At 38.4% G+C, this 22,044-nt stretch carries 18 protein-coding genes, 1 riboswitch and 1 other annotated feature; of the genes, 13 read left to right on the top strand and 5 right to left on the bottom strand.

The window, feature by feature from the left end; translation table 11 throughout:
- Positions 1 to 11 precede the first annotated feature (11 nt).
- The 6 genes from MKY76_RS17580 (at position 12) to MKY76_RS17555 (ending at position 5,487) form a co-directional block, all read left to right on the top strand.
- Positions 12 to 965, top strand: a complete 954-nt coding sequence (locus tag MKY76_RS17580; protein WP_103118683.1) for a DUF1177 domain-containing protein — start codon at positions 12 to 14, stop codon at positions 963 to 965.
- Entirely contained in the window at positions 958 to 2,226 is a 1,269-nt protein-coding gene (locus tag MKY76_RS17575) for an ArgE/DapE family deacylase (protein WP_048391075.1), read from the top strand. The genes MKY76_RS17580 and MKY76_RS17575 overlap by 8 nt, the downstream gene beginning before the upstream one ends.
- A gap of 134 nt (positions 2,227 to 2,360) precedes the next feature.
- Positions 2,361 to 3,122 carry an IclR family transcriptional regulator gene (locus tag MKY76_RS17570; protein WP_004225962.1) on the top strand — a complete coding sequence of 254 codons (762 nt, stop codon included), beginning with the start codon at positions 2,361 to 2,363 and terminating at the stop codon, positions 3,120 to 3,122.
- Between the two features lie 11 nt (positions 3,123 to 3,133).
- Positions 3,134 to 4,057: an aminopeptidase gene (locus MKY76_RS17565; protein ID WP_048391078.1), complete on the top strand. Its 924-nt coding sequence runs from the start codon at positions 3,134 to 3,136 to the stop codon at positions 4,055 to 4,057.
- A 202-nt stretch (positions 4,058 to 4,259) separates the two neighbouring features.
- Positions 4,260 to 4,727 carry an NUDIX domain-containing protein gene (locus MKY76_RS17560; RefSeq protein ID WP_054549912.1) on the top strand — a complete coding sequence of 156 codons (468 nt, stop codon included), beginning with the start codon at positions 4,260 to 4,262 and terminating at the stop codon, positions 4,725 to 4,727.
- The gene (locus tag MKY76_RS17555; protein ID WP_048391082.1) at positions 4,711 to 5,487 is read left to right on the top strand and encodes a prolyl oligopeptidase family serine peptidase; all 777 of its coding nucleotides are present in this window, start codon (positions 4,711 to 4,713) and stop codon (positions 5,485 to 5,487) included. Before MKY76_RS17560 ends, MKY76_RS17555 begins: the two co-directional genes overlap by 17 nt.
- 65 nt (positions 5,488 to 5,552) lie before the next feature.
- On the opposite strand, the gene pckA is transcribed toward MKY76_RS17555, so the two are convergent.
- Positions 5,553 to 7,139, bottom strand: coding sequence for a phosphoenolpyruvate carboxykinase (ATP) (pckA, locus tag MKY76_RS17550; protein WP_066038097.1), 1,587 nt, complete (start codon positions 7,137 to 7,139; stop codon positions 5,553 to 5,555).
- Between the two features lie 389 nt (positions 7,140 to 7,528).
- A riboswitch (SAM riboswitch) is annotated at positions 7,529 to 7,647 on the top strand.
- Between the two features lie 258 nt (positions 7,648 to 7,905).
- On the opposite strand from pckA, the gene metK reads away from it, so the two are divergent.
- Complete coding sequence (metK, locus tag MKY76_RS17545; protein ID WP_004225981.1) at positions 7,906 to 9,102, top strand: methionine adenosyltransferase; 1,197 nt, start codon at positions 7,906 to 7,908, stop codon at positions 9,100 to 9,102.
- Positions 9,103 to 9,281: 179 nt separating this feature from the next.
- Here the strand turns inward: metK and MKY76_RS17540 are convergent, their stop codons facing one another.
- On the bottom strand, positions 9,282 to 9,794 hold the full coding sequence (locus MKY76_RS17540) for a gamma carbonic anhydrase family protein (RefSeq protein ID WP_066038095.1): 513 nt from the start codon (positions 9,792 to 9,794) through the stop codon (positions 9,282 to 9,284).
- A gap of 133 nt (positions 9,795 to 9,927) precedes the next feature.
- On the opposite strand from MKY76_RS17540, the gene MKY76_RS17535 reads away from it, so the two are divergent.
- Both MKY76_RS17535 and MKY76_RS17530 read left to right on the top strand, forming a co-directional pair.
- Positions 9,928 to 10,734 carry an alpha/beta hydrolase gene (locus MKY76_RS17535; protein ID WP_054549914.1) on the top strand — a complete coding sequence of 269 codons (807 nt, stop codon included), beginning with the start codon at positions 9,928 to 9,930 and terminating at the stop codon, positions 10,732 to 10,734.
- 126 nt (positions 10,735 to 10,860) lie between these two features.
- A complete protein-coding gene (locus tag MKY76_RS17530) occupies positions 10,861 to 12,369 on the top strand; it encodes an alanine/glycine:cation symporter family protein (protein ID WP_048391090.1) in 1,509 nt (502 codons plus the stop codon).
- Between the two features lie 60 nt (positions 12,370 to 12,429).
- Here MKY76_RS17530 and MKY76_RS17525 read toward each other — a convergent pair whose 3' ends face one another.
- On the bottom strand, positions 12,430 to 13,008 hold the full coding sequence (locus MKY76_RS17525) for a class I SAM-dependent methyltransferase (protein ID WP_131521270.1): 579 nt from the start codon (positions 13,006 to 13,008) through the stop codon (positions 12,430 to 12,432).
- Positions 13,005 to 13,961 (bottom strand): TIGR01212 family radical SAM protein, encoded by a 957-nt coding sequence (locus tag MKY76_RS17520; protein ID WP_048391094.1) that lies wholly within the window; start codon positions 13,959 to 13,961, stop codon positions 13,005 to 13,007. Before MKY76_RS17520 ends, MKY76_RS17525 begins: the two co-directional genes overlap by 4 nt.
- 225 nt (positions 13,962 to 14,186) lie before the next feature.
- Here MKY76_RS17520 and MKY76_RS17515 point away from each other — a divergent pair, with 225 nt between their 5' ends.
- From MKY76_RS17515 to leuS, 4 genes are all read left to right on the top strand, one after another.
- On the top strand, positions 14,187 to 15,365 hold the full coding sequence (locus MKY76_RS17515) for an MFS transporter (RefSeq protein ID WP_048391096.1): 1,179 nt from the start codon (positions 14,187 to 14,189) through the stop codon (positions 15,363 to 15,365).
- A gap of 147 nt (positions 15,366 to 15,512) precedes the next feature.
- Positions 15,513 to 15,860 carry a metalloregulator ArsR/SmtB family transcription factor gene (locus MKY76_RS17510; protein WP_048391099.1) on the top strand — a complete coding sequence of 116 codons (348 nt, stop codon included), beginning with the start codon at positions 15,513 to 15,515 and terminating at the stop codon, positions 15,858 to 15,860.
- A gap of 56 nt (positions 15,861 to 15,916) precedes the next feature.
- Complete coding sequence (gene sulP, locus MKY76_RS17505; protein WP_115674331.1) at positions 15,917 to 17,659, top strand: sulfate permease; 1,743 nt, start codon at positions 15,917 to 15,919, stop codon at positions 17,657 to 17,659.
- Between the two features lie 65 nt (positions 17,660 to 17,724).
- Positions 17,725 to 17,935, top strand: a binding site (T-box leader).
- An 86-nt stretch (positions 17,936 to 18,021) separates the two neighbouring features.
- Positions 18,022 to 20,439: a leucine--tRNA ligase gene (leuS, locus tag MKY76_RS17500; RefSeq protein ID WP_342556908.1), complete on the top strand. Its 2,418-nt coding sequence runs from the start codon at positions 18,022 to 18,024 to the stop codon at positions 20,437 to 20,439.
- Positions 20,440 to 20,574: 135 nt separating this feature from the next.
- Here leuS and MKY76_RS17495 read toward each other — a convergent pair whose 3' ends face one another.
- Positions 20,575 to 21,756 carry a nucleoside transporter C-terminal domain-containing protein gene (locus tag MKY76_RS17495; RefSeq protein ID WP_048391105.1) on the bottom strand — a complete coding sequence of 394 codons (1,182 nt, stop codon included), beginning with the start codon at positions 21,754 to 21,756 and terminating at the stop codon, positions 20,575 to 20,577.
- Positions 21,757 to 22,044: the final 288 nt, after the last annotated feature.

The following is a 22,044-nucleotide window of genomic DNA, read 5'->3' as shown; positions in this document are numbered from 1 at the left end:
GCGGACTGATTATGTCATTGAAGCATGTTATTGAATTATACGAGGTAATGGATAGTATTTATGTAAACGGAGACACGATTAAGAAGTATTTACACAATATTGATTCCACAGCAGATGTCAAGGTAAAAACTATTCAAGGCGAAAGCGGCTCAACAGATTTTGTTCGCGTCCTCGTGAAAGGAAAGAATGGCAAATCCTCTGGCGGAAATGCACCTACATTAGGAATTATTGGACGATTAGGTGGTATCGGAGCACGCCCTGAAATGACAGGCTTTGTATCAGATGGAGACGGCGCACTGGCATGTCTGGCAGGAGCAGCAAAAGCTATTGATATGGCCTTAAAGGGTGATCAATTAGAGGGTGACGTTATTTTCTCCACACATATTTGTCCAACAGCTCCAACCTTACCACATGAGCCAGTGCCATTTATGAACTCGCCAGTGGATATTAGTGTCATGAACGAAAATGAAGTAGAAGATATAATGGATGCTATTCTATCAATTGATACAACAAAAGGCAATCAAGTATGTAACCATAAAGGATTTGCGATAACGCCAACTGTCAAAGAAGGTTACATATTAAAAATTAGTGATGATTTATTGCACGTATATACACAATCTGCTGGCATTTCTCCAGTTGTCCTGCCAATCACGATGCAAGACATTACACCATATGGTAATGGTTTATTCCATATCAATAGTATTTTACAACCAGCAGTTGCAACATCTAGCCCTGTTGTAGGTGTAGCGATTACAACTGAATCTGTTGTGGCAGGCTGTGCAACAGGTGCAACCCATGTCACAGATGTAGAAAATGTTGTGCGATTTGTGTTAGAGGTAGCAAAAACTTACGGTGCTAATAAATGCTCTTTCTTTGATGAAACACAATTTACACATATGAAAGGCTTATATGGTAGCATGAGTCATTTACAAACGAAAGGAAACGAGGTACACACACATGAATGATTTACAAGCACTTAAAGCTCAATTAGTAGAGGCAGTTGAAAATCATCAAGATGAATTGATAGCGTTTTGTTCAAAGCTCATTCAAATCCCAAGTGTCAATCCTCCAGGGGATACGACTGAAATAACAGCTTTTATCGAAAACTATTTAAATGATGTAGGCATTACTTATCAAAAATATGAAGCTGCTGATAAAATGTTTAATTTAGTAGCTTCTATTGGAAATGGGGAAGGAAAAGAACTCGTTTATTGTGGCCATACCGATGTTGTTCCTGTCGGTGATCTATCAAAATGGGATTTTGATCCATTTTCAGGAGAAGTGAAGGATGGCTGGATGCTTGGACGTGGGGCGAGTGATATGAAAGCCGGTTTAGCAGGTATTATTTTTGCAACAAAGTTATTAAAGAAACTGAACATTGAACTACCAGGGAAATTAACTTTGGCGATCGTACCAGATGAAGAAACTGGCGGTGAATTTGGTGTTCCTTGGCTGTTAGAGCGAGGCTATGTGCAGGGAGATGGTTGTTTAATCGCTGAGCCCTCTTCACCTCTAAACCCAACTATTGGACAAAAAGGATCTTACTGGTTTGAATTAGAGGTGCGTGGGGAACCTGGTCATGGAAGCCTATCACCATTGGCTGGACGAAATGCCATTGTTGATGCAATCCGAGCTATACAAGAGATTCGTACACTATGGGATGTAGAAATCACAATTCCTGAAGAGGTACAGCCACTTATCGAGGTATCAAAAAAATACATGCGTGAAGTGGAGAAAGATCGCTTGAAATATCAAGAAGTTTTAGAGAAAATTACTGTAAATATTGGTACAATTGAGGGAGGTACGAAGTCAAACGTAATCCCAGATTACTGTAAGGTTCAGGTCGATTGTCGTTTACCATTTGGTATTACACAAGAAGAAGTAACAGAAATCTTGACAACTAAACTAGATGGCTTGGCTATCGATTATTCAATCCAACGTTTTGGCTTTAAAAGCGTAGCCAATTATACGCCTGCTGAAAATCCTGTATGCCAATCGATAGTGGAAAATATATCATATGTTACAGGGCAAGAGGCATATGGTGTCATGCAATGGGCAAGCAGTGACGCTCGTCATTTCAGACAATATGATATTCCTGTATTGCAATACGGCCCAGCTTATTTACCAAGTATTCATGGTTATAATGAAAAAGTGCGTGTTGAGGATATCGTACGCTGTGCAAAAGTTTATATAACTGCTGCTGTTGATTTCCTATATCAAAAGTAAGAGATTAGCTACTCTCTTACTTTTGATAAAGTGATATCAGGTGCTGACGGCTGCTAAATCTGTCGATTATTTCCCCCTTAAGAGAGAGATTTGCAGCCGTTTGTACAGATAAATAGTTCAGAAGGATGAGAGATATGCTAAAGACATTAAATTTATCAATTGCGGTTTTAAAAATGTTTACAAAGGAAAAGCCCACATGGGGTGGTCGAGAGTTAGCACTGGCGATGAACATGAATCATACAAATTTATATCGCATTCTTGAAACCTTCGAAAATAATGGGTTTATAACAAAAGATCCTATAACAAAAAAATATTCTCTTGGTATTGCATTATGGGAAATAGGTATGAATATGTATGATTCATTAAACATAGATCAGCTATGTATGCCAGTTCTTGAGAAATTAAAGGATGTCACTGGTGAAACAGCTATTTTTACCGTACTGAATGGACTGGAAGCGTTAACATTACTGAAAGCAGAGCCTGTAAATAAGGTGAAGTTTACAGTTTCAAGAGGAAGTAGATCGCCACTGTATGTAGGAGCATCTTACCGTTCAATGCTTGCTTTTTTAAATGAAGAGCAAATTGCAAAGGTCATAGATGAACCATTAACAGCTTATACAAATAATACGATGACAGATGCCACAGAAATAAGGGCAGAGCTAGAAAAAATTAGAACATGTGGCTATGCACTTAGTAACAGTGAGTATTCGGTCGATGTATTGGCGCTAGCTATGCCTATATTTAATAGTGAGGAACAGGTCGTAGCGTCTATTACCGTTTCTGGACCAATTTATCGTTTTACAGAGCAACGTGTTCCTGATTTTTTGGGACCTTTAACGGAAGCTAGAAATGAAATAGAAGGAATTATTCGTAGATATCATTTGAATTTTAATTAAGGAGCCCTATTATGCATCATTTACATGATATTGCACTAAATGTTTTAAAAGGCAATTTAAATGTTCAATCTTCTGAGTCACTATTAATTTTGACAGATAGCCACAAACAAGACATCGCGAAAATTTTTTATGAAGCTGGACTGTCAATTACTGCAAATACAATGTTCATGGTGATGCCCCTGTTAGAGAAATCTGGGCAGGAACCAATCCATGCAGTTTCTGAGCTTATGGCAAATGCCGATGTTACACTGTGTATTACCTCCCACTCCCTAACACATACACTGGCTCGTAAACATGCCTGTGAAAAGGGTGGACGTGTAGCAACAATGCCAGGGGTAACATTGGAGATGCTGGAGCAAGGTGCCCTTCATGCAGATGCACAGGAGATCGAAGCTACGGTAGAAAAATATGTCCTTTTACTTAATACGACAAAAGATATTCGTATTGTCAAGGATGGTCATGAGCTGACGTTTAGTGTAGACGGCCGTTTCGGAATTCGGTCCACAGGGGTTATTCGTCAACCTGGTGAGTACGGGAATATTCCTTCAGGAGAATCGTATATTGCACCAATAGAAACATCTGCGAATGGAGAGATATTAGTAGATGGCTCTATTGCTAATATTGGTGTCTTAAAGGAGCCATTATTATTAAAAATAAAGAATGGTCGCTTAGAAGAAGCAATCGGTCCTGATGGTCCACGACTACTGGCATTACTTGGTGAAGGCAATGGTAGAGTCATTGCAGAGTTTGGCATCGGAGCCAATAAAAGTGCTATCCTATGTGGCAATGTATTAGAGGATGAGAAGGTGTATGGGACCATCCATATCGCTTTTGGCAGTAATGCGCCATTTGGTGGAGCCAATGCATCAGATGTTCATATTGATTGTGTTGTGAAAAGTCCTATCGTCTATTTTGACGGTCAGCAAGTAATCTAAAGAAAAGCGTGTCTTCCTATGAAGCACGCTTTTTTTCATGCTTTACAAGACTGTAGCTTAGGGTTGCTTGTCATTGTAGGTTTACAATATAGTTAATATAGATAGGAATAGGAATGATGATTAAATTCCGTCCATAAAATAGAAGTAATGATAAAGAAAGTAACTTTTGTTTTGCAACAAGAAAGAACGTGAGGTTGAAGAGATGTTAACATTTACAGATTTACATGGCCTACAAGTAGATTTGAGTTTTACAAGAGGCGAATTTAAAGTAGAACCTAAACACGTCCTTGTCCTTTTAAAGCATGAAAATAAATGGTTATGTACTGTCCATAAACGACGTGGTGTAGAAGTGCCAGGAGGGAAATTAGAAGAAGGGGAAACCTTAGAGGAGGCGGCGATTCGAGAAGTTTTTGAAGAGACGGGTGTTCATGTGAAAAATCTTCAATGGTTTGCAGAGTATGCAGTGTATGATGAAATCGTTTTTTGTAAATCCGTTTTCACTGCACAATTTTTGGCGCAAGAGGATATAGAATTTGATTTAGAAACGTCAGGCATGCTTTGGTTAACGGATGAAGAATTTGCTCAGCATCCTAACTTGAGTTTTCACATGAAGGATGAGGGGATGAAGAAAATGCTGGAGGAGCTGAAACATCGTGACACACAATGGTGATATTATCGAAAAACGCCCCTATCCTTCACCAAATCCAGCTATCCGTTTAACGGAAATAACCTATCTTTCACAGGGCTTACGTATAAAAGGACTATTAGCAGAGCCAAAGACTGAAGGTACATATGATGGCTTTTTATATTTAAGAGGCGGCATGCAAAGCATAGGGATGGTAAGACCCTCTCGTATTGCACAATTTGCGGCGCAGGGCTTTATCGTATTTGCCCCATATTATCGTGGGAATCGTGGGGGAGAGGGACGTGACGAGTTTGCAGGGGCAGACCGTTACGATGCGGTCTATGCCGTAGATGTACTCAAACAATTCTGCAATGACAATATCCATGTTTTTGGTTTTTCACGAGGTGGTATTATGGCTCTGTGGACAGCTATTTTAAGAAGGGATATTACTTCTGTTGTAACATGGGCAGGTGTTTCTGATGCAACGGCCACTTATTGGGAACGTACAGATATGCGCAGAATGATGAAGCGCGTTATTGGAGGAACACCTAATCGTGTGCCAGAAGCGTATGATGCAAGAACACCTCTTTTTGAGATAGAGCGTATAACAGCTCCCGTTCTTATCATTCATGGCTATCGTGATGAAAATGTGGATATTGAACATGCCAGACAATTGGCATTTTTTTTAGAGGAAGCAAATAAATCATTCGAAACTTGGTATGATCTTAACTATGCACATCAATATCCACCAGCAAAAAATCGTGAAACTGTCCGTGCTCTTTGCAAGTGGATGAAACAACAATAAAGCATAGAGAAAACAAAAAGACAAAGGGAACGAATAAATTGTTCCCTTTGTCTTTTATATAGACGTTATTTTAATGGACCACCAAGTGTAGTGATGGCTTCAGAAACGTTTGAGAATTTCTTGAAGTTTTCGTTGAATAAGCCTGCAAGCTCAGCAGCTTTTGCATCGTATGCAGCTTTATCTGCCCATGCTTCACGAGGGTTTAATACTTCTGAAGGTACACCTTCAACCGCTGTTGGAATGTGTAAACCAAACACAGCATCTTGTGTCGTTTCAACATCTGCTAATTTACCATCGATTGCTGCACGAACCATTGTACGTGTGTAAGAAAGTTTCATACGGCTACCTGTGCCATATTCGCCACCAGTCCAACCAGTGTTTACTAAGTATACCTGTGCACCGTGCTCGTCAATTTTTTGTCCTAACATTTCTGCGTATACTGTTGCAGGAAGTGGAAGGAATGGAGACCCGAAGCAAGTAGAGAATACTGGTTCTGGCTCAGTCACACCACGTTCAGTTCCAGCAAGTTTAGAAGTAAACCCGCTTAGGAAGTGATACATCGCTTGTTCTTTTGTTAATTTACTGATTGGAGGTAACACGCCAAATGCATCAGCTGTTAGGAAGATGATTGTTTTTGGATGACCTGCAACAGAAGGATCAACGATATTTTCAATGTATTGGATTGGATAAGCTACACGTGTATTTTCTGTTAGTGAACCATCATCATAGTCACAAATACGAGTTTCTGGATCAACAGCTACGTTTTCTAATACAGAGCCGAAGCGGATTGCATTGTAGATTTCTGGTTCTTTTTCAGCAGAAAGGTTGATTGTTTTTGCATAGCAACCACCCTCAATGTTGAATACACCATTATCAGACCAACCGTGTTCATCGTCACCGATTAGCTTACGATCAGGATCAGCTGATAACGTCGTTTTACCAGTACCAGATAGACCGAAGAATAACGCTACATCGCCAGCTTCACCAACGTTTGCTGAGCAGTGCATTGAAAGAATACCTTGTTGTGGTAATAAGTAGTTCATGATACCAAAGATAGATTTTTTCATTTCACCAGCATATTCTGTACCACCAATTAAAATAATTTTCTTTTCAAGTGATACGATGATGAATGTTTCAGAAGCAGTACCATCAACCGCAGGATCTGCTTTAAAGTTAGGAGCTGAGATGACAGTGAAGTCGGCAACATGAGAAGCTAATTCATCTGCTGTTGGACGGATAAATAATTGATGAGCAAAAAGATTGTGCCATGCGTATTCATTGATAACTTGAATGCTTAATTGTGAGTCTTTGTCAGCACCTGCAAAGCCTTTGAATACGAATAACTCGTCACGTTCTTTTAAATATTTTATTACTTTTACATATAGGTTATCGAACACTTCAGAAGAAATCGGTTGGTTGACTTTACCCCAGTCAATTTGATCTTTTGTGCTTTCTTCTTCTACCGTATATTTATCTTTAGGTGAACGACCAGTGTATTTGCCAGTTTCTGCACGAACTGCGCCATCTACTGTTAACATTGCTTCACCACGAGATGTAGCTTTTTCTGCTAATTGTGGTACTGAAAGTTGAACATTAATGTTACCGCCGTTTAATAATTCCTTCAGTTCGTTTGCAATTTCTACTGAATTCATCGATTAAATACCATCCTTTTTTATAGTATTCCCTTGATTTAGAGGGATTTTTTCTTAATTTCAAAAATAGTATAACACAATTGCTTAAATAATCTATACTAATTAAGAAATTATTTTAGAGTTTTTACCACTTTTCAATAAACTGACAAAAAATAATGTTTTTCGAGTAGAATACCATCAATCCTACTGTAATTAGGCACGAAAATTGAGCCACACATATGTTACCACAAGTAGCTAGGTATGTTGTAGGGATTAATTTGCTTCTATTTACATCATCATCCAAGTATGAAAAGTTTTTGTGTAATAAGTTCTTTCCTTTCTATACAGTAATACATAAGAAAATATTTGACAATGTTCGACCTTTTCAGTAACATGAGATTGAACGGATACTCTTATCCCGAGCTGGTGGAGGGTCAGGCCCTGTGAAACCCGGCAACCTGCATGAACTATTTCACGACATGCGTTGGTGCCAACCTGATGCAAGGGAACATCCCTTGAACGATAAGAGTGAAAGGTTACGCAGTCATTATTCCTTTCCTCATGTAAAGTAACGTGAGAAAAGGATTTTTTTATTGTTAAAAATCAATATAAAGGTAAGTATATGTAGTTCTTTCCTTATTATAATGACGGATCTTTCGAAATCCTCGTGTTAAAAGCAGCAGTAACGGCTTGAGAGTTCAATCCTTAGGAGCGGACTTGACATGGGTAATGAGTACCGTATTCATACACAACTACTTATTGTAAGAGTATTTAGGAGGAAAACCAAATGACAAACCGTCGACTGTTTACATCAGAGAGTGTAACAGAAGGACATCCAGATAAGATTTGTGACCAAATCTCGGATGCCATTTTAGATGCTATTTTAGCAGAAGATCCAAATGCACGTGTAGCGTGTGAAACAACTGTAACAACAGGATTAGTATTAGTAGCAGGAGAAATTACTACTTCTACTTATGTGGATATTAAAGGTATTGTTCGTGACACTGTAGCTGAAATTGGCTATACACGAGGTAAATATGGCTTTGATGCTGAGAACTTAGCGGTGCTTGTGGCAATTGGTGAACAATCACCTGATATTGCTCAAGGTGTTGATCAGGCATTAGAGGCACGTGAAGGCTCTATGACAGATGCTGATATAGAAGCAATTGGTGCTGGTGACCAAGGCTTAATGTTTGGCTATGCATGTAATGAAACACCAGAGCTAATGCCATTACCAATTAGCTTGGCTCACAAATTAGCACGCCGTTTAACAGAAGTACGTAAATCAGGTGAACTTGCCTATTTACGTCCTGATGGTAAAACGCAAGTAACGATTGAATATGATGACAATAATGTACCGGTTCGCGTGGATACAATTGTTATTTCAACACAGCATGATGAAGAAGCAACACTTGAACAAATTCAAGCAGATTTAAAAGAATTTGTTATTGCACCAGTTGTACCGAGTGAATTATTAGATGCTAATACGAAATACTTCATCAATCCAACTGGCCGTTTTGTAATTGGTGGGCCAAAAGGTGATGCTGGATTAACAGGACGTAAAATCATTGTTGATACATACGGTGGTTATGCACGTCACGGTGGTGGTGCCTTCTCAGGTAAGGATGCTACCAAGGTAGACCGTTCGGCGGCATATGCAGCACGTTATGTAGCGAAAAACATCGTAGCAGCTGGCTTAGCAGAGCGTGCTGAAGTGCAACTTGCCTATGCGATTGGCGTTGCTCAGCCTGTTTCCATTGCTGTCGATACATTTGGCACAGGTAGAGTGAAAGAAAGCGAGATCGTTGAATGGGTACGCGAGCTATTCGATTTACGCCCAGCAGGTATCATTAAAATGCTTGATCTTCGTCGTCCAATTTATAAACAAACTGCTGCGTATGGACATTTTGGTCGTACAGATTTAAATGTACCATGGGAGCAAATTGATAAAGCAGACGCGCTACGAGAAAAAGCACGTTTATAAACTATTGAACTAAAGTAATGAAGTCATTAGAAAATTATTCTGATGTATTAATAAGCAAAGGGGCAACATTGCTCCTTTTGTTTTTTTTACAAAAATACCTCGCTAGGATTCGTGAACATATTCGGTACACGAAAACGCGAGGGATTTTTTCGTTAGTATTGATTTTTTGTGTAGGTTATTTATTTCTGAAGTGATTTATAATATTGACCTTTTTCTGCGTATTCTCGTACGATGCGTTCCATATCCTCTTTATCTTCAGCATTTAATTCTCGGACAACTTTTGCTGGACGACCTAATGCTAAACTATTTGGAGGAATGACTTTACCAGGAGGTACTAGGCTTCCAGCTCCAATAAATGCACCTTCTCCAATCTCAGCTCCGTCTAAAATAATGGATCCCATACCAATTAAGGCATTTTTGCGAATTGTACAACTATGTAAAGTGACTTGGTGTCCAACTGTTACCTCATCTTCAATAATGAGCGGATATTTTGGGCTTTGGTGTAAGCAGCAAAGATCCTGGATACTGACACGTTTACCAATAATCGTTGGGGAAACATCACCACGAATAACCGTATTAAACCAAATAGTTGTTTCGGCGCCAATTATTACGTCGCCCGTAACAGTTGCGTAATCAGCAATGAAAACAGACGGATCGATCTTTGGCGTTTTATCTTTAAATGGATAAATCATGAAAATCGCCTCTTTTCTTTCTATAATGTAGTATTATCGTATCAAATACGCAACTTTATGGAAATATAAAATTAAAATGTGCTATTTATTTCGATATAATCAAAGTGTAATCATTTTTTAGGAGGACTATGTAATGTGGAAATGGGAAGCTGATGGACAAGCAAAAGCTGTGATTGCTATTCTTCATGGTGCTTATGAAAATCACCGTTGGTATGCATGGCTGATAGAGAAATTAAGATTAGAAGGCTTCCACATAGTCATGGGAGATTTACCGAATCATGGAGGTAATGCAAGGTTTGCTCGAGTCCATGATGAAGACTTCAAATTGTACAATAAGTATACAAGAAACCTGATTGAAAATGCTTTTTCATATAATTTACCAACCTTTGTAATAGGGCATGGACTAGGTGCAACATTAATCCTCCATACACTGCAAAAGAGACAATATGAATGTGCAGGCATTATTTTAACATCACCTTGGTTGCAACTAAAGCTATTACCAGGTAAATTAACAAATGCTTTAACAAGTCTAAGTGCGTTAACAGCCAATGTTAAGTTGACACATGATATTACATTAGAGAAATTAACGCGTAGTGTTGAAGGCAGAGAAGAAATGAAAGATGATGTACCCCTCATGTCTGTTGTTTCTGTGAAATGGTATCGAGAACTTCAGCAGATGATGAAAAATTTAGTGATGCTGCCTAAAGGTGAAATGCCTAATATGCCTATGCTAATTATGACAGCTGAGAAGGATAAAATTACGGACACTCGCCAAACTCGAAATTGGCTTCATCAACAGGAATTCACGGAATTTCAGTTTAAAGAATGGGCAAATTGTTATCATAATTTATTTCATGAGGGAGAGCGCGAAGAGATTTTTATGTATATACGAGATTTTATTAATAATGCTCTTCGAAGAATTGGTTATATAATTAAATAGGTTTATACCCTTCCATTTACTAGGTTACTTACTTAAATATTGTTACTTAAAAATAATATTGTAATTTTCAGAAAAGTGTAATACTATAATGACTTAAAGTAAGGTAATTCAAATTGGAGGGGTAAAATGGATGTAATTGTAGAGAAGTTGAATGGTATTTTATGGGGACCATGGTTTATTTATGGCATCTTATTAATTGGGTTATTTTTCTCAATTATTACAAGGTTCCTACAAGTAAGGCACATTAAAGATATGTTTGTTTTAATGTTTAAAGGGGAGAAGTCAGAAAAGGGAATATCTTCATTCCAAGCAATGTCTATCGCATTATCAGGACGTGTAGGTACAGGTAATATTGCTGGTACTGCGACAGCGATTGGAATGGGAGGACCTGGTGCTGTCTTTTGGATGTGGGCAATCGCTTTCATAGGTGCGGCTACCGCGTATGTAGAGTCAACATTAGCTCAAATCTATAAAGAAGAGAAAGATACAGAATATCGTGGTGGACCAGCCTTTTACATAGAAAAAGGAATGGGCCAAAAATGGTTTGCAGTTATTTTTGCTGTGGCGGCTTTAATAGCAATGTTAATTTTGATGCCTGGTGTGCAGTCGAATGCCATCGCAGGTGCTGTTGAAAACGCTTTCGGTTTGGAAACATGGATCACAGGACTTATTATTGTTGTTTTATTAGGTGCTATTATCATCGGGGGTGTTAAATCAATCGCAAATGCTGCCCAGATTATTGTACCGTTTATGGCATTAGCCTATATCATTATGGCCATTATCATTATTTTTATGAATATTTCACAAGTACCAACGGTTATCGGATTAATTTTTTCTAGTGCATTTGGGGCTCAAGAAATTTTTGGAGGCATTATTGGTTCAGCGATTGCATGGGGTGTTAAACGTGGAATTTACTCTAATGAGGCTGGTCAAGGAACTGGTGCTCACCCTGCGGCAGCTGCGGAAGTATCACATCCTGCTAAGCAAGGAATTGTACAAGCGGCGTCTGTTTATATTGATACATTATTAATTTGTTCTGCTACGGCATTTATGATTTTATTTACAGGTATGTACAATGTACAAGATGAAAAGGCAGCTGAGGGAGCAGATCCATTTATCCATATTGGAGAATTTAATAGTGGTGGATTAGCAGGCGATGAGCAAATGACTTTTGCGAAAAGTATTGAAGCAGGAGCTGCGTATACACAATATGCAGTTGACTCATCATTACCTGGCTTTGGTGCTCCATTTGTAGCCATTGCGTTATTCTTCTTTGCCTTTACAACAATCATGGCTTACTACTATATTGCAGAGACAAATGTCGCTTACTTATTTAGAGGTAGCACAGAAAAGGTATTCATTTGGATTGCGAAAATTGCCATTTTAGTTGCAGCCTTTTATGGTACAATCCGTACGTCTGGTCTAGCATGGGCAATGGGAGATGTAGGTCTTGGTTTGATGGTTTGGATTAACGTTATAGCTATTTTAATTATCATGAAACCAGCTATTGTCGCATTAAAAGATTACGAGAAACAGAAAAAAGAAGGAAAAGACCCAGTCTTTGATCCTCGTAAACTAGGAATTAAAGGTGCAGATTTCTGGGTTGACTATAATGAAAAACGCAATAACAAGTAGATAAAGAGCAAGGCGATCAGCTAGTTTGATAGAAACTACTGATCGCCTTTTAGCATGTAATCATTGAATAGGATATTCTTTCATTTTCTCTAATGCAATGACGAAGGGTGGATCATTTTGTTGATTCAGAAATGCGTATTTTAAGACATGAACATATTTTTGTGGCAGTTGGCTTACATAATCAATGACCTTATCACGCTCTTCTTTTCCACCTGGATGACCATGATAAATAACAAGAACAATCAAACCGCCCACTTTTAAGAGCTTTAATATATTCTCAATGGCTTGGATTGTTGTATTAGGTCTTGTAATAATATCATGGTTGCTACCAGGTAAATAGCCGAGATTGAAGATTGCCGCAGTTACTGGCTTGTGTACAAACTGTGTAACTTCTTCATGCCCTTTATTTAAAACGAGTGCTCGATGTTCTAAACCATGATCTAAAAGTCGGAGGAGTGTCGCGTCAACCGCCTCTTTTTGGACATCAAAGGCATAAACTTGCCCTTCATCCCCAACAAGCTGTGCCAGAAACAATGTGTCATGGCCGTTTCCAGCAGTTGCATCAACAACTGTATCTCCCTCTTTTATATTATCTTTTAATAACTGCTGGGCATATTGTAAAACGCGTTGTAGTATCATTTCATAACCTCTGCCTTATACAACTTCCCTTGCCAACTACCACGACGTTCAAGCTCAGCATCAATGCCATTCAGTACTTCCCATTTATTAACACTCCACATGGGTCCAATCATTAAATCAATCGGTCCATCACCTGTAATACGATGAATGACCATCTCTGGTGGTAAAATTTCTAATTGGTCTGCTACTAGTTTTGTATACACATCTTGATCTAAAAACTCTAGCATACCTTTTTCATATTGCTTCACCATAGGCGTTCCTTTTAATAGATGAAGTAAGTGGATTTTAATGCCTTGGACATCTAATTGTGCAACTGCTCGTGCCGTTTCCATCATCATGTCATAGTCTTCGAGAGGCAATCCGTTAATGATATGTGAGCAAACACGAATGCCATGCTTACGCAATTTTTCAACGCCTTCCACATACGTTGCATAATCATGGGCACGATTAATAAGATTAGCCGTTTTCTCATGCACCGTTTGTAGACCGAGCTCAATCCATAAATACGTCCGCTCATTTAGCTCTGCTAAATATTCGACAACATCATCGGGTAAACAGTCAGGACGAGTAGCAATAGAAAGACCTACTACACCTTCTTGCGCTAAAGCGGCTTCAAATTTTTCTTTTAAAACTGGTAAAGGGGCATGTGTATTTGTGTAGGCTTGGAAATAGGCCATGTATTTGCCATCCTTCCATTTCTGGTGCATTTTGTCTCGGATTTCAGCAAATTGAACATCAATTGGATCTACCTTATTACCAGCAAAATCACCAGAACCTGCAGCACTGCAAAATGTACAGCCACCGAAAGCAACTGTGCCGTCACGGTTAGGGCAATCAAATCCTGCATCTAATGCCACTTTAAATACTTTATGACCAAATTGGTCACGTAAATAGCGATTCCATGTATAGTATCTTTTCCCCTCTGAAGGAAAAGGAAAATTCGTCTCTGTCATTTATTTCACTCCTCTAACGCTCTATTCTATCATGTGCATTTCGTTCCGTCATGGGGTAAGGGTAATATCATGATTTGGATAAAGAAAAATGGAAAGGAACAAAACTAAATACGATTGAAAATAGGATAGAAGTCTTGTAAAAAAGGTAAAATTATTTTCCTTGTACTTTTAAGTATTTCAGCATACACTAACTATTTAGAGAAGCGAAATAATGGAGGTCATCCTATGCCAAAACGTGTTTGGTTTTTAATTATCGGAATGCTTGTGAACACAACAGGCAACTCTTTTTTATGGCCTTTGAATGCCATTTATATGCATGATTATTTAGGCAAATCTTTAGCTATGGCTGGTTTTGTCTTAATGCTGAATTCTGCTGCTGGAGTATTAGGTAATCTATTAGGTGGTTACTTATTTGATAGAATTGGTGGCTATAAAGCTATTATGCTTGGTATCCTGTTAACGATTGCTTCATTAATTGGCTTAACAATTTGGCACGGTTGGCCACATTATGTGTGGTTTTTAACGATACTAGGCTTTAGTGGGGGCATTGTTTTCCCAGGTATGTTTGCCTTAGCTGGGGCTGCCTGGCCAGAAGGTGGACGTAAGGCTTTTAATACTATCTATTTAGCACAAAATGTCGGTGTTGCCGTAGGTCCCGCCCTTGCCGGTATAGTGGCAGATTATCAATTTGACTATGTGTTTAAAGTGAATTTAGGTATGTATATTTTATTCTTTTTCATTGCCTTATTTACATTTAAGCGTTTGGAGGCGGGCAGTATTGCACCTAAAAATGTCTTGAGCGAAAGTAAACGAATTGTAAACAAGGCACCTTTCTATGCTTTGTTAATAATTAGTGCATCCTCCGTTTTATGCTGGCTAGCATATTCTCAATGGAGTGCAACCATTTCATCTTATACACAAGATTTAGGATTGGGATTAAAGCAATATAGCCTACTTTGGACAATCAACGGTCTTCTAATTGTCATTGGGCAACCACTCATTGCACCGCTCGTAAAGCGGTGGGAACACAATTTAAAGCGTCAGTTAGTATTTGGTGTAACGCTGATTGCACTTTCCTTTGGTATTATTGCCTTTGCAAACGATTTTAAAATGTTTGGAGCAGCGATGCTTGTCTTAACATTTGGCGAAATGTTTTATACGCCAGCATTACCAACAATTGCTAATCAACTGGCACCAAAAGGTCGACAAGGATTCTATCAAGGGATTATCAATAGTGCTGCTACTGGAGGACGGATGATTGGTCCACTATTTGGTGGTATTATGGTAGATCAATTTGGCATGATTCCTCTCGTTTTAACATTGGTGGTCATCGTACTATTGGCGATTATTCCATGTTTAACATACGATTATCCTTTAAAGAAGAACAAAATAGTAGCAGATTAATAATGTCGCACTGAAAAGAGCAAAAACGAGTGTTAAGCACTTGTTTTTGTTCTTTTTTTAATAGTAGATATTGAAAAAATGTTGTGACAGGATTACAATCATACATATTCAAATATTTGAATATGTAGTTATATGGAGGGGTTTTTTATGGACGAGGGCTTACAACAGTTTAAAGCGGATTTTTTCAAAGCATTAGCACATCCGTTACGCATCAGAATACTTGAACTCCTTGTAGATGGACAGAAAAGTGTCAATGAGATTCAAGATTGCTTAGAGAAAGAGGGTTCTGCCGTTTCTCAGCAATTAAGTGTATTGCGTGCTAAAAATATTGTTTATGGCGTGAAGGAAGGAAAAAAAGTTTATTATTCTTTAAGTGACCCAATGATTGGTGCATTACTTGGGGTGGCAAAGGATATTTTTAATAACCATTTGGTTAATACCATTTCGAGATTAGAGGAAATGACAAGTAATGAAGGTGACGAAGAGAATAAGTAAATCAATGATGATGAAAAATTGGGCTTTGCTTATTATTTCGAAGGGAAGATTTATCTATGAAGTCACTGTTTACAGGACGCTTTGAAGGATATTCAGTTCAACATGTAAAGAAGGATTTATTGTCAGGGGTTATTGTGGGAATCGTTGCTATTCCACTTGCCATGTCCTTTGCCATAGCATCGGGTGTGAAACCTGAATATGGGATTTATACGGCTTGCATTGCAGGTATTCTTATTTCTCTCTTTGGAGGTTCTAAATATCAAATAGGTGGGCCTACGGGGGCGTTTGTGCCAATTCTATTGGGGATTGTTCTTACCTATGGCTATGAAGATTTATTACTTGCGGGTTTAATGGCAGGGGTATTGCTTTGTGTCATGGGCTTTTTTAAGTTAGGGACTCTAATTAAGTTTATTCCACGTCCTGTAACAGTTGGTTTTACAGCAGGGATAGCAGTGATTATTTTTACAGGTCAAATCGCTAACTTTCTAGGGCTCACAAATGTTAAAAGGCATGAATATTTTATCGCCAACATACAGGAAATCATTAAGCAGCTTGGTACGACAAATACGTATAGTATTCTTACTGCTGTCGTATGCTTGGCAACAATAATGATAACTCCAAAGTTTTTTCCAAAGGTTCCAGGAGCATTAGCGGGTATCGTTGTCTCTACACTTATGGCAACTTTCTTCTTTTCAGGACAAGTTGCTACCATTGCAACGGCTTATGGGCAAATTCCTAATACATTACCTCATTTCGCCTTACCAAACATCACGCTCGAACGATTACAACAACTTATTGGCCCAGCGTTTGTCATTGCAATGCTAGGTGGTATTGAGTCTCTATTATCGGCAGTTGTGGCGGATGGGATGACAAATAGTAAGCATAACAGTAATCGTGAGTTAATTGGTCAGGGGATTGCTAATATTGTGACGCCTTTATTCGGTGGTATTCCAGCAACAGGCGCCATTGCACGCACAGCGACCAATATCAAAACAGGCGCAGTATCTCCTATGTCGGGTATCATTCATGGTGTGTTTGTTTTAATCACATTATTGTTATTAGCTCCATATGCATCTCATATTCCGTTAGCAAGCATGGCTCCGGTATTGATGGTCGTAGCTTGGAATATGAGTGAACGACATCATTTTTCACATATCGCAAAATTAAAATCAGGCGACTCACTGGTATTATTGATTACCTTTTTATTAACGGTATTCACTAGTCTTACATTAGCAGTTGAGGTAGGGCTTGTGCTGGCTGTGCTATTATTTGCGAAACGCATGAGTGAAAAGCTTGTTGTTACAAAAGTACTTCCAGATCATTCAAATAAAAGTGAAAAGGTACAGCCACATGTAGTGCATCAGCAGCATGATTGCCCGCAAATTAGTATGTACACAATTGAAGGGCCGTTGTTTTTTGGTGCTGCACAAATGTTTGAACAAACGATTGAAAGTACTTTGCATCAGCAACCAAGAGTTTTGATATTACGGATGGGGAAAGTGCCCTTTATGGATTCTACTGGAGAAGCATATTTTAGCAATATCATTGAAAATTATACAGCACAGGGCGGTACTATTTTGGTAACGGGTGTGCAAGGAGATTTAAAGGATGCTCTTCAGCACAATGGACTTTACGATAAAATAGGCGCGCAGCATTTTTTTCAGCATACTGGAGAAGCGATTACAAAAGCTTTCCATTATTTAAACGTCAATCAATGTATTGGTTGTCAGCACTTTGCTTTTCATGAATGTCAGGATTTATCAAAGTCTAAGGAAGAAAAGGATTTAATTGTTCAGTAATGGGTAAGCTGTAAACAAAGGCTTGTGCTTTTCAATACTTTCCATTAGAATAAATGCAATATCATGTAAAGACTGTGATGAGGAATAGTAGATTTGTGGTTCTTTTTAGAGAGCTAGCGGTTGGTGGGAGCTAGTAAGAATGCAAGTTGAACTCGCCTTCTGAGTCTACCCGCGTGAAACAGCGTGTGTCGTTTCTTCCGCGTTAAGGAAGCTTGAGCCGAGTGTAATCACTAATTTGGGTGGTACCGCGGGAGTACAAATTCTCTCGTCCCTTCTATAAGAAAGGGGCGAGTTTTTTTATTTTTTAAATATTTTGTCAATTATGATGGAGAGCAGCACGATCAATCGAAGGAGGAAAAAAAATGAGTTTTAATCATGAACAAATTGAAAAAAAGTGGCAGCAATATTGGGCTGATAACAAAACATTTAAAACTGAAAATGAAACAGCGAAGCCTAAATTCTTTGCTTTAGATATGTTCCCTTATCCATCTGGCGCAGGACTACATGTAGGCCATCCAGAGGGGTATACGGCAACTGATATTCTATCACGCTTTAAACGTATGCAAGGCTATAATGTACTTCATCCAATGGGCTGGGATGCTTTTGGTTTACCAGCTGAGCAATATGCACTTGATACAGGGAATGATCCAGCTGAATTTACAGCTAAAAATATTGCGACATTTAAACGTCAAATTCAAGAGCTAGGCTTCAGCTATGATTGGGATCGCGAAATTAACACAACTGATCCAGAGTATTATAAATGGACACAATGGATTTTTATCCAGCTTTATAAGAAAGGTTTAGCTTATGTAGATGAAGTAGCTGTTAACTGGTGTCCAGCACTTGGCACGGTATTAGCTAACGAAGAAGTAATTGATGGGAAATCAGAGCGTGGTGGTCATCCAGTAGAACGCAGACCAATGAAGCAGTGGATGCTTAAAATTACAGCCTATGCTGATCGTTTAATCGATGACTTAGAAGAAGTTGATTGGCCTGAATCAATTAAAGATATGCAACGCAATTGGATTGGCCGTTCAGAAGGGGCAGAAGTGACATTTGCCATTGACGGTTCTGATCAAAACTTCACAGTTTTCACAACACGTCCTGATACATTGTTTGGTGCTACATACTGTGTGCTTGCACCAGAGCATAAATTAGTGGAACAAATTACAACAGCTGACCAACGCCAAGCTGTTGAGGCTTATTTAGAGAAAGTTAAAATGAAATCTGACCTAGAGCGTACAGATTTAGCGAAAGAAAAAACAGGTGTATTTACAGGTGCTTATGCAGTGAATCCGATAAACGGTAAAAAAGTGCCGATTTGGATTGCTGACTATGTGTTAGTGTCTTATGGTACAGGTGCTATTATGGCGGTGCCAGCACATGATGAACGTGACTATGAATTCGCAACTGAATTTGGCTTAGACATCGTTCCTGTACTTGAAGGTGGAGACATTAGCAAAGAAGCATTTACAGGTGATGGTCAACATATTAACTCTGAATTCCTGAATGGCTTAAATAAAGCAGATGGCATTGCGAAAGCCATTGAATGGTTAGCGGAAAAAGGTGTAGGGGAGAAGAAAATTTCTTATCGTCTACGTGACTGGTTATTCTCCCGTCAGCGTTATTGGGGTGAACCAATTCCAATGATTCATTGGGAAGATGGCACGATTACGCCAGTTCCAGAATCAGAATTACCTTTAATGCTACCAAAAACAGATAATATCCGTCCATCAGGTACTGGTGAATCACCATTAGCAAATATTGAAGAATGGGTAAATGTTGTCGATCCAGAGACAGGTAAAAAAGGGCGTCGTGAAACAAATACAATGCCGCAGTGGGCAGGTTCGAGCTGGTACTTCCTACGCTATATTGACCCTACAAATACTGAGGCGATTGCAGACCCAGAGTTACTAAAACGTTGGTTACCAGTTGATATTTATATTGGTGGTGCGGAGCATGCTGTATTACATTTACTATACGCTCGCTTCTGGCATAAAGTTCTCTATGATTTAGGCGTTGTTCATACAAAAGAGCCATTCCAAAAATTATTTAACCAGGGAATGATTCTAGGTGAAGGTAACGAGAAAATGTCTAAATCTAAGGGCAATGTTGTCAACCCAGATGAAATCATTACGTCACATGGTGCCGATACATTACGTTTATATGAAATGTTCATGGGCCCACTAGAGGCTTCTGTTGCATGGTCTACAAATGGTTTAGATGGAGCACGTCGCTTCTTAGACCGTATCTGGCGTCTATTTGTCAGTGAAGAAGATGGCGCAATTTCAACAAAAATTCAAGTGTCTAACGATCAATCACTTGAAAAATCATACCACCAAACAGTGAAAAAAGTGACAGAGGATTATGAAGGCATCCGCTTTAACACAGCTATTTCACAAATGATGGTCTTTATTAATGATTGCTATAAAGCTGATGTGATTCCAACGACTTATGCTGAAGGCTTTGTGAAAATGCTAGCTCCAATCGCTCCGCATATTGCAGAAGAACTATGGCAACTATTAGGACACGATTCAACTCTTTCATATGAGCAATGGCCAACATATGATGAAGCAAAGCTTGTGGATGATGAAGTAGAAATTGCTGTACAAGTTGCTGGTAAAGTTCGTGCTAAGATTGTCGTAGCAAAAGATGCTTCAAAAGAGGATATTGAAAAAGTAGCACTTGCCGATGAAAAGGTTCAAGAATACATGGCAGGAAAGAGCTTAGTGAAAATCATCGTTATTCCAGGCAAACTTGTCAATATTGTCGTAAAATAAAGAGATATAAAGTAAAAATGTACATTACTAAATTCAATTTTAGTAATGTACATTTTTTAATTTAGAGCTTAAGCAATAAAATAAGGACTGCACCCATCTAACTGAGTGCAGTTCAATAAATAGCTCCTGATACAATTAAATAATCAATCCCACAATAATAGCTGTTAGGATACTTACGAGTGTAGCACCGTACAACAACTTTAGTCCAAATCGAGCAACGACATTCCCTTGCCTTTCATTCAAACCTTTTACAGCTCCCGAAATAATCCCGATTGATGAAAAGTTGGCAAAAGATACGAGGAATACAGAAATAATACCTAATGTACGTTCACTCATGGACTCGGCAACATCGCCAAGGTTAATCATAGCAACAAATTCGTTTGTTACTAATTTGGTTGCCATAATACCGCCAGCAGCCACAGCATCTGCCCATGGGATACCCATTAGGAAAGCGATTGGCGCAAAGATATAGCCTAATATTTCTTGGAAAGATATACCGATAATCATATCGAATAATGAATTGATTAAATCCATTAATGCTACGAAACCAATAAGCATCGCCCCAACAATGATGGCTACTTTAAAGCCATCCATAATATATTCGCCAATCATTTGAAAGAACGCTTGCTTCTGTTCATCTTCAATTGTTAAGATATCTTCTTTTTCATCCACAGTATATGGATTAATGATGGAAACAATAATAAATCCACCAAACAGGTTTAATACAATGGCCGTAACAACATACTTTGGCTCAATCATCGTCATATAAGCTCCAACTACTGACATCGAAACAGTCGACATAGCAGAAGCGCATAATGTATACATACGTTGTGGTGCAATCTTATCTAATTGCTTTTTAACAGTTATGAACACTTCGGATTGGCCTACCATAGCAGAAGCAACAGCATTATAGGATTCCAATTTCCCCATGCCACTTACTTTACTTAAAAATAAACCTACCCATTTCATCAGAAAAGGAAGAATTTTAAAATGCTGCAAGATCCCAATCAGAACAGATATAAAGACGATCGGTAATAAAACTGTTAAAAAGAAGGGTGATTCGCCTTCATTTGCTAAGCCACCAAAAACAAATGATATACCTGCATTTGCATAGGACAATAAGTGATCAAATACTTTGGTGATTCCTTTGATTAGCACATAGCCGACCGTTGTATTAAGTAGTAAAGCTGCCAATAAAAATTGGATGATCAACATAATCACTATATATTTATATTTTATTTCTTTTTTGTTTTTACTCATTAATAAAGCTAAGGCAAAAACAAGTAACAATCCACAAAAGGATATTAAGTATCTCATAAGTTCCTCCATAAGTATCTGTGATATTTTGTCCTGATGTTCCAATTTCAGAAGAACAGCTAAAGATCTTAATTAGTCAGACGTCAGACAAACAATCTCACTATAACAGTTTTTTTGCTAGTTATTCAATAGATAAAAGAAAAAAAGTATGCAACATGGCATACAAATAAATTCATTCTTAAAAATGTAGGTTATTTCATTAGGAGTTACTATTCATAAAAAATACCCTCTTATTGTGTGAGGATTTTTTCTTTTTATGACCTTCATGTTAACGAAACTTTTCGATTT

This window comes from Lysinibacillus sp. FSL P4-0201 (assembly GCF_038593425.1).
Taxonomy (GTDB): domain Bacteria; phylum Bacillota; class Bacilli; order Bacillales_A; family Planococcaceae; genus Lysinibacillus; species Lysinibacillus capsici.
This window is presented reverse-complemented; position numbering and strand designations above follow the sequence as displayed.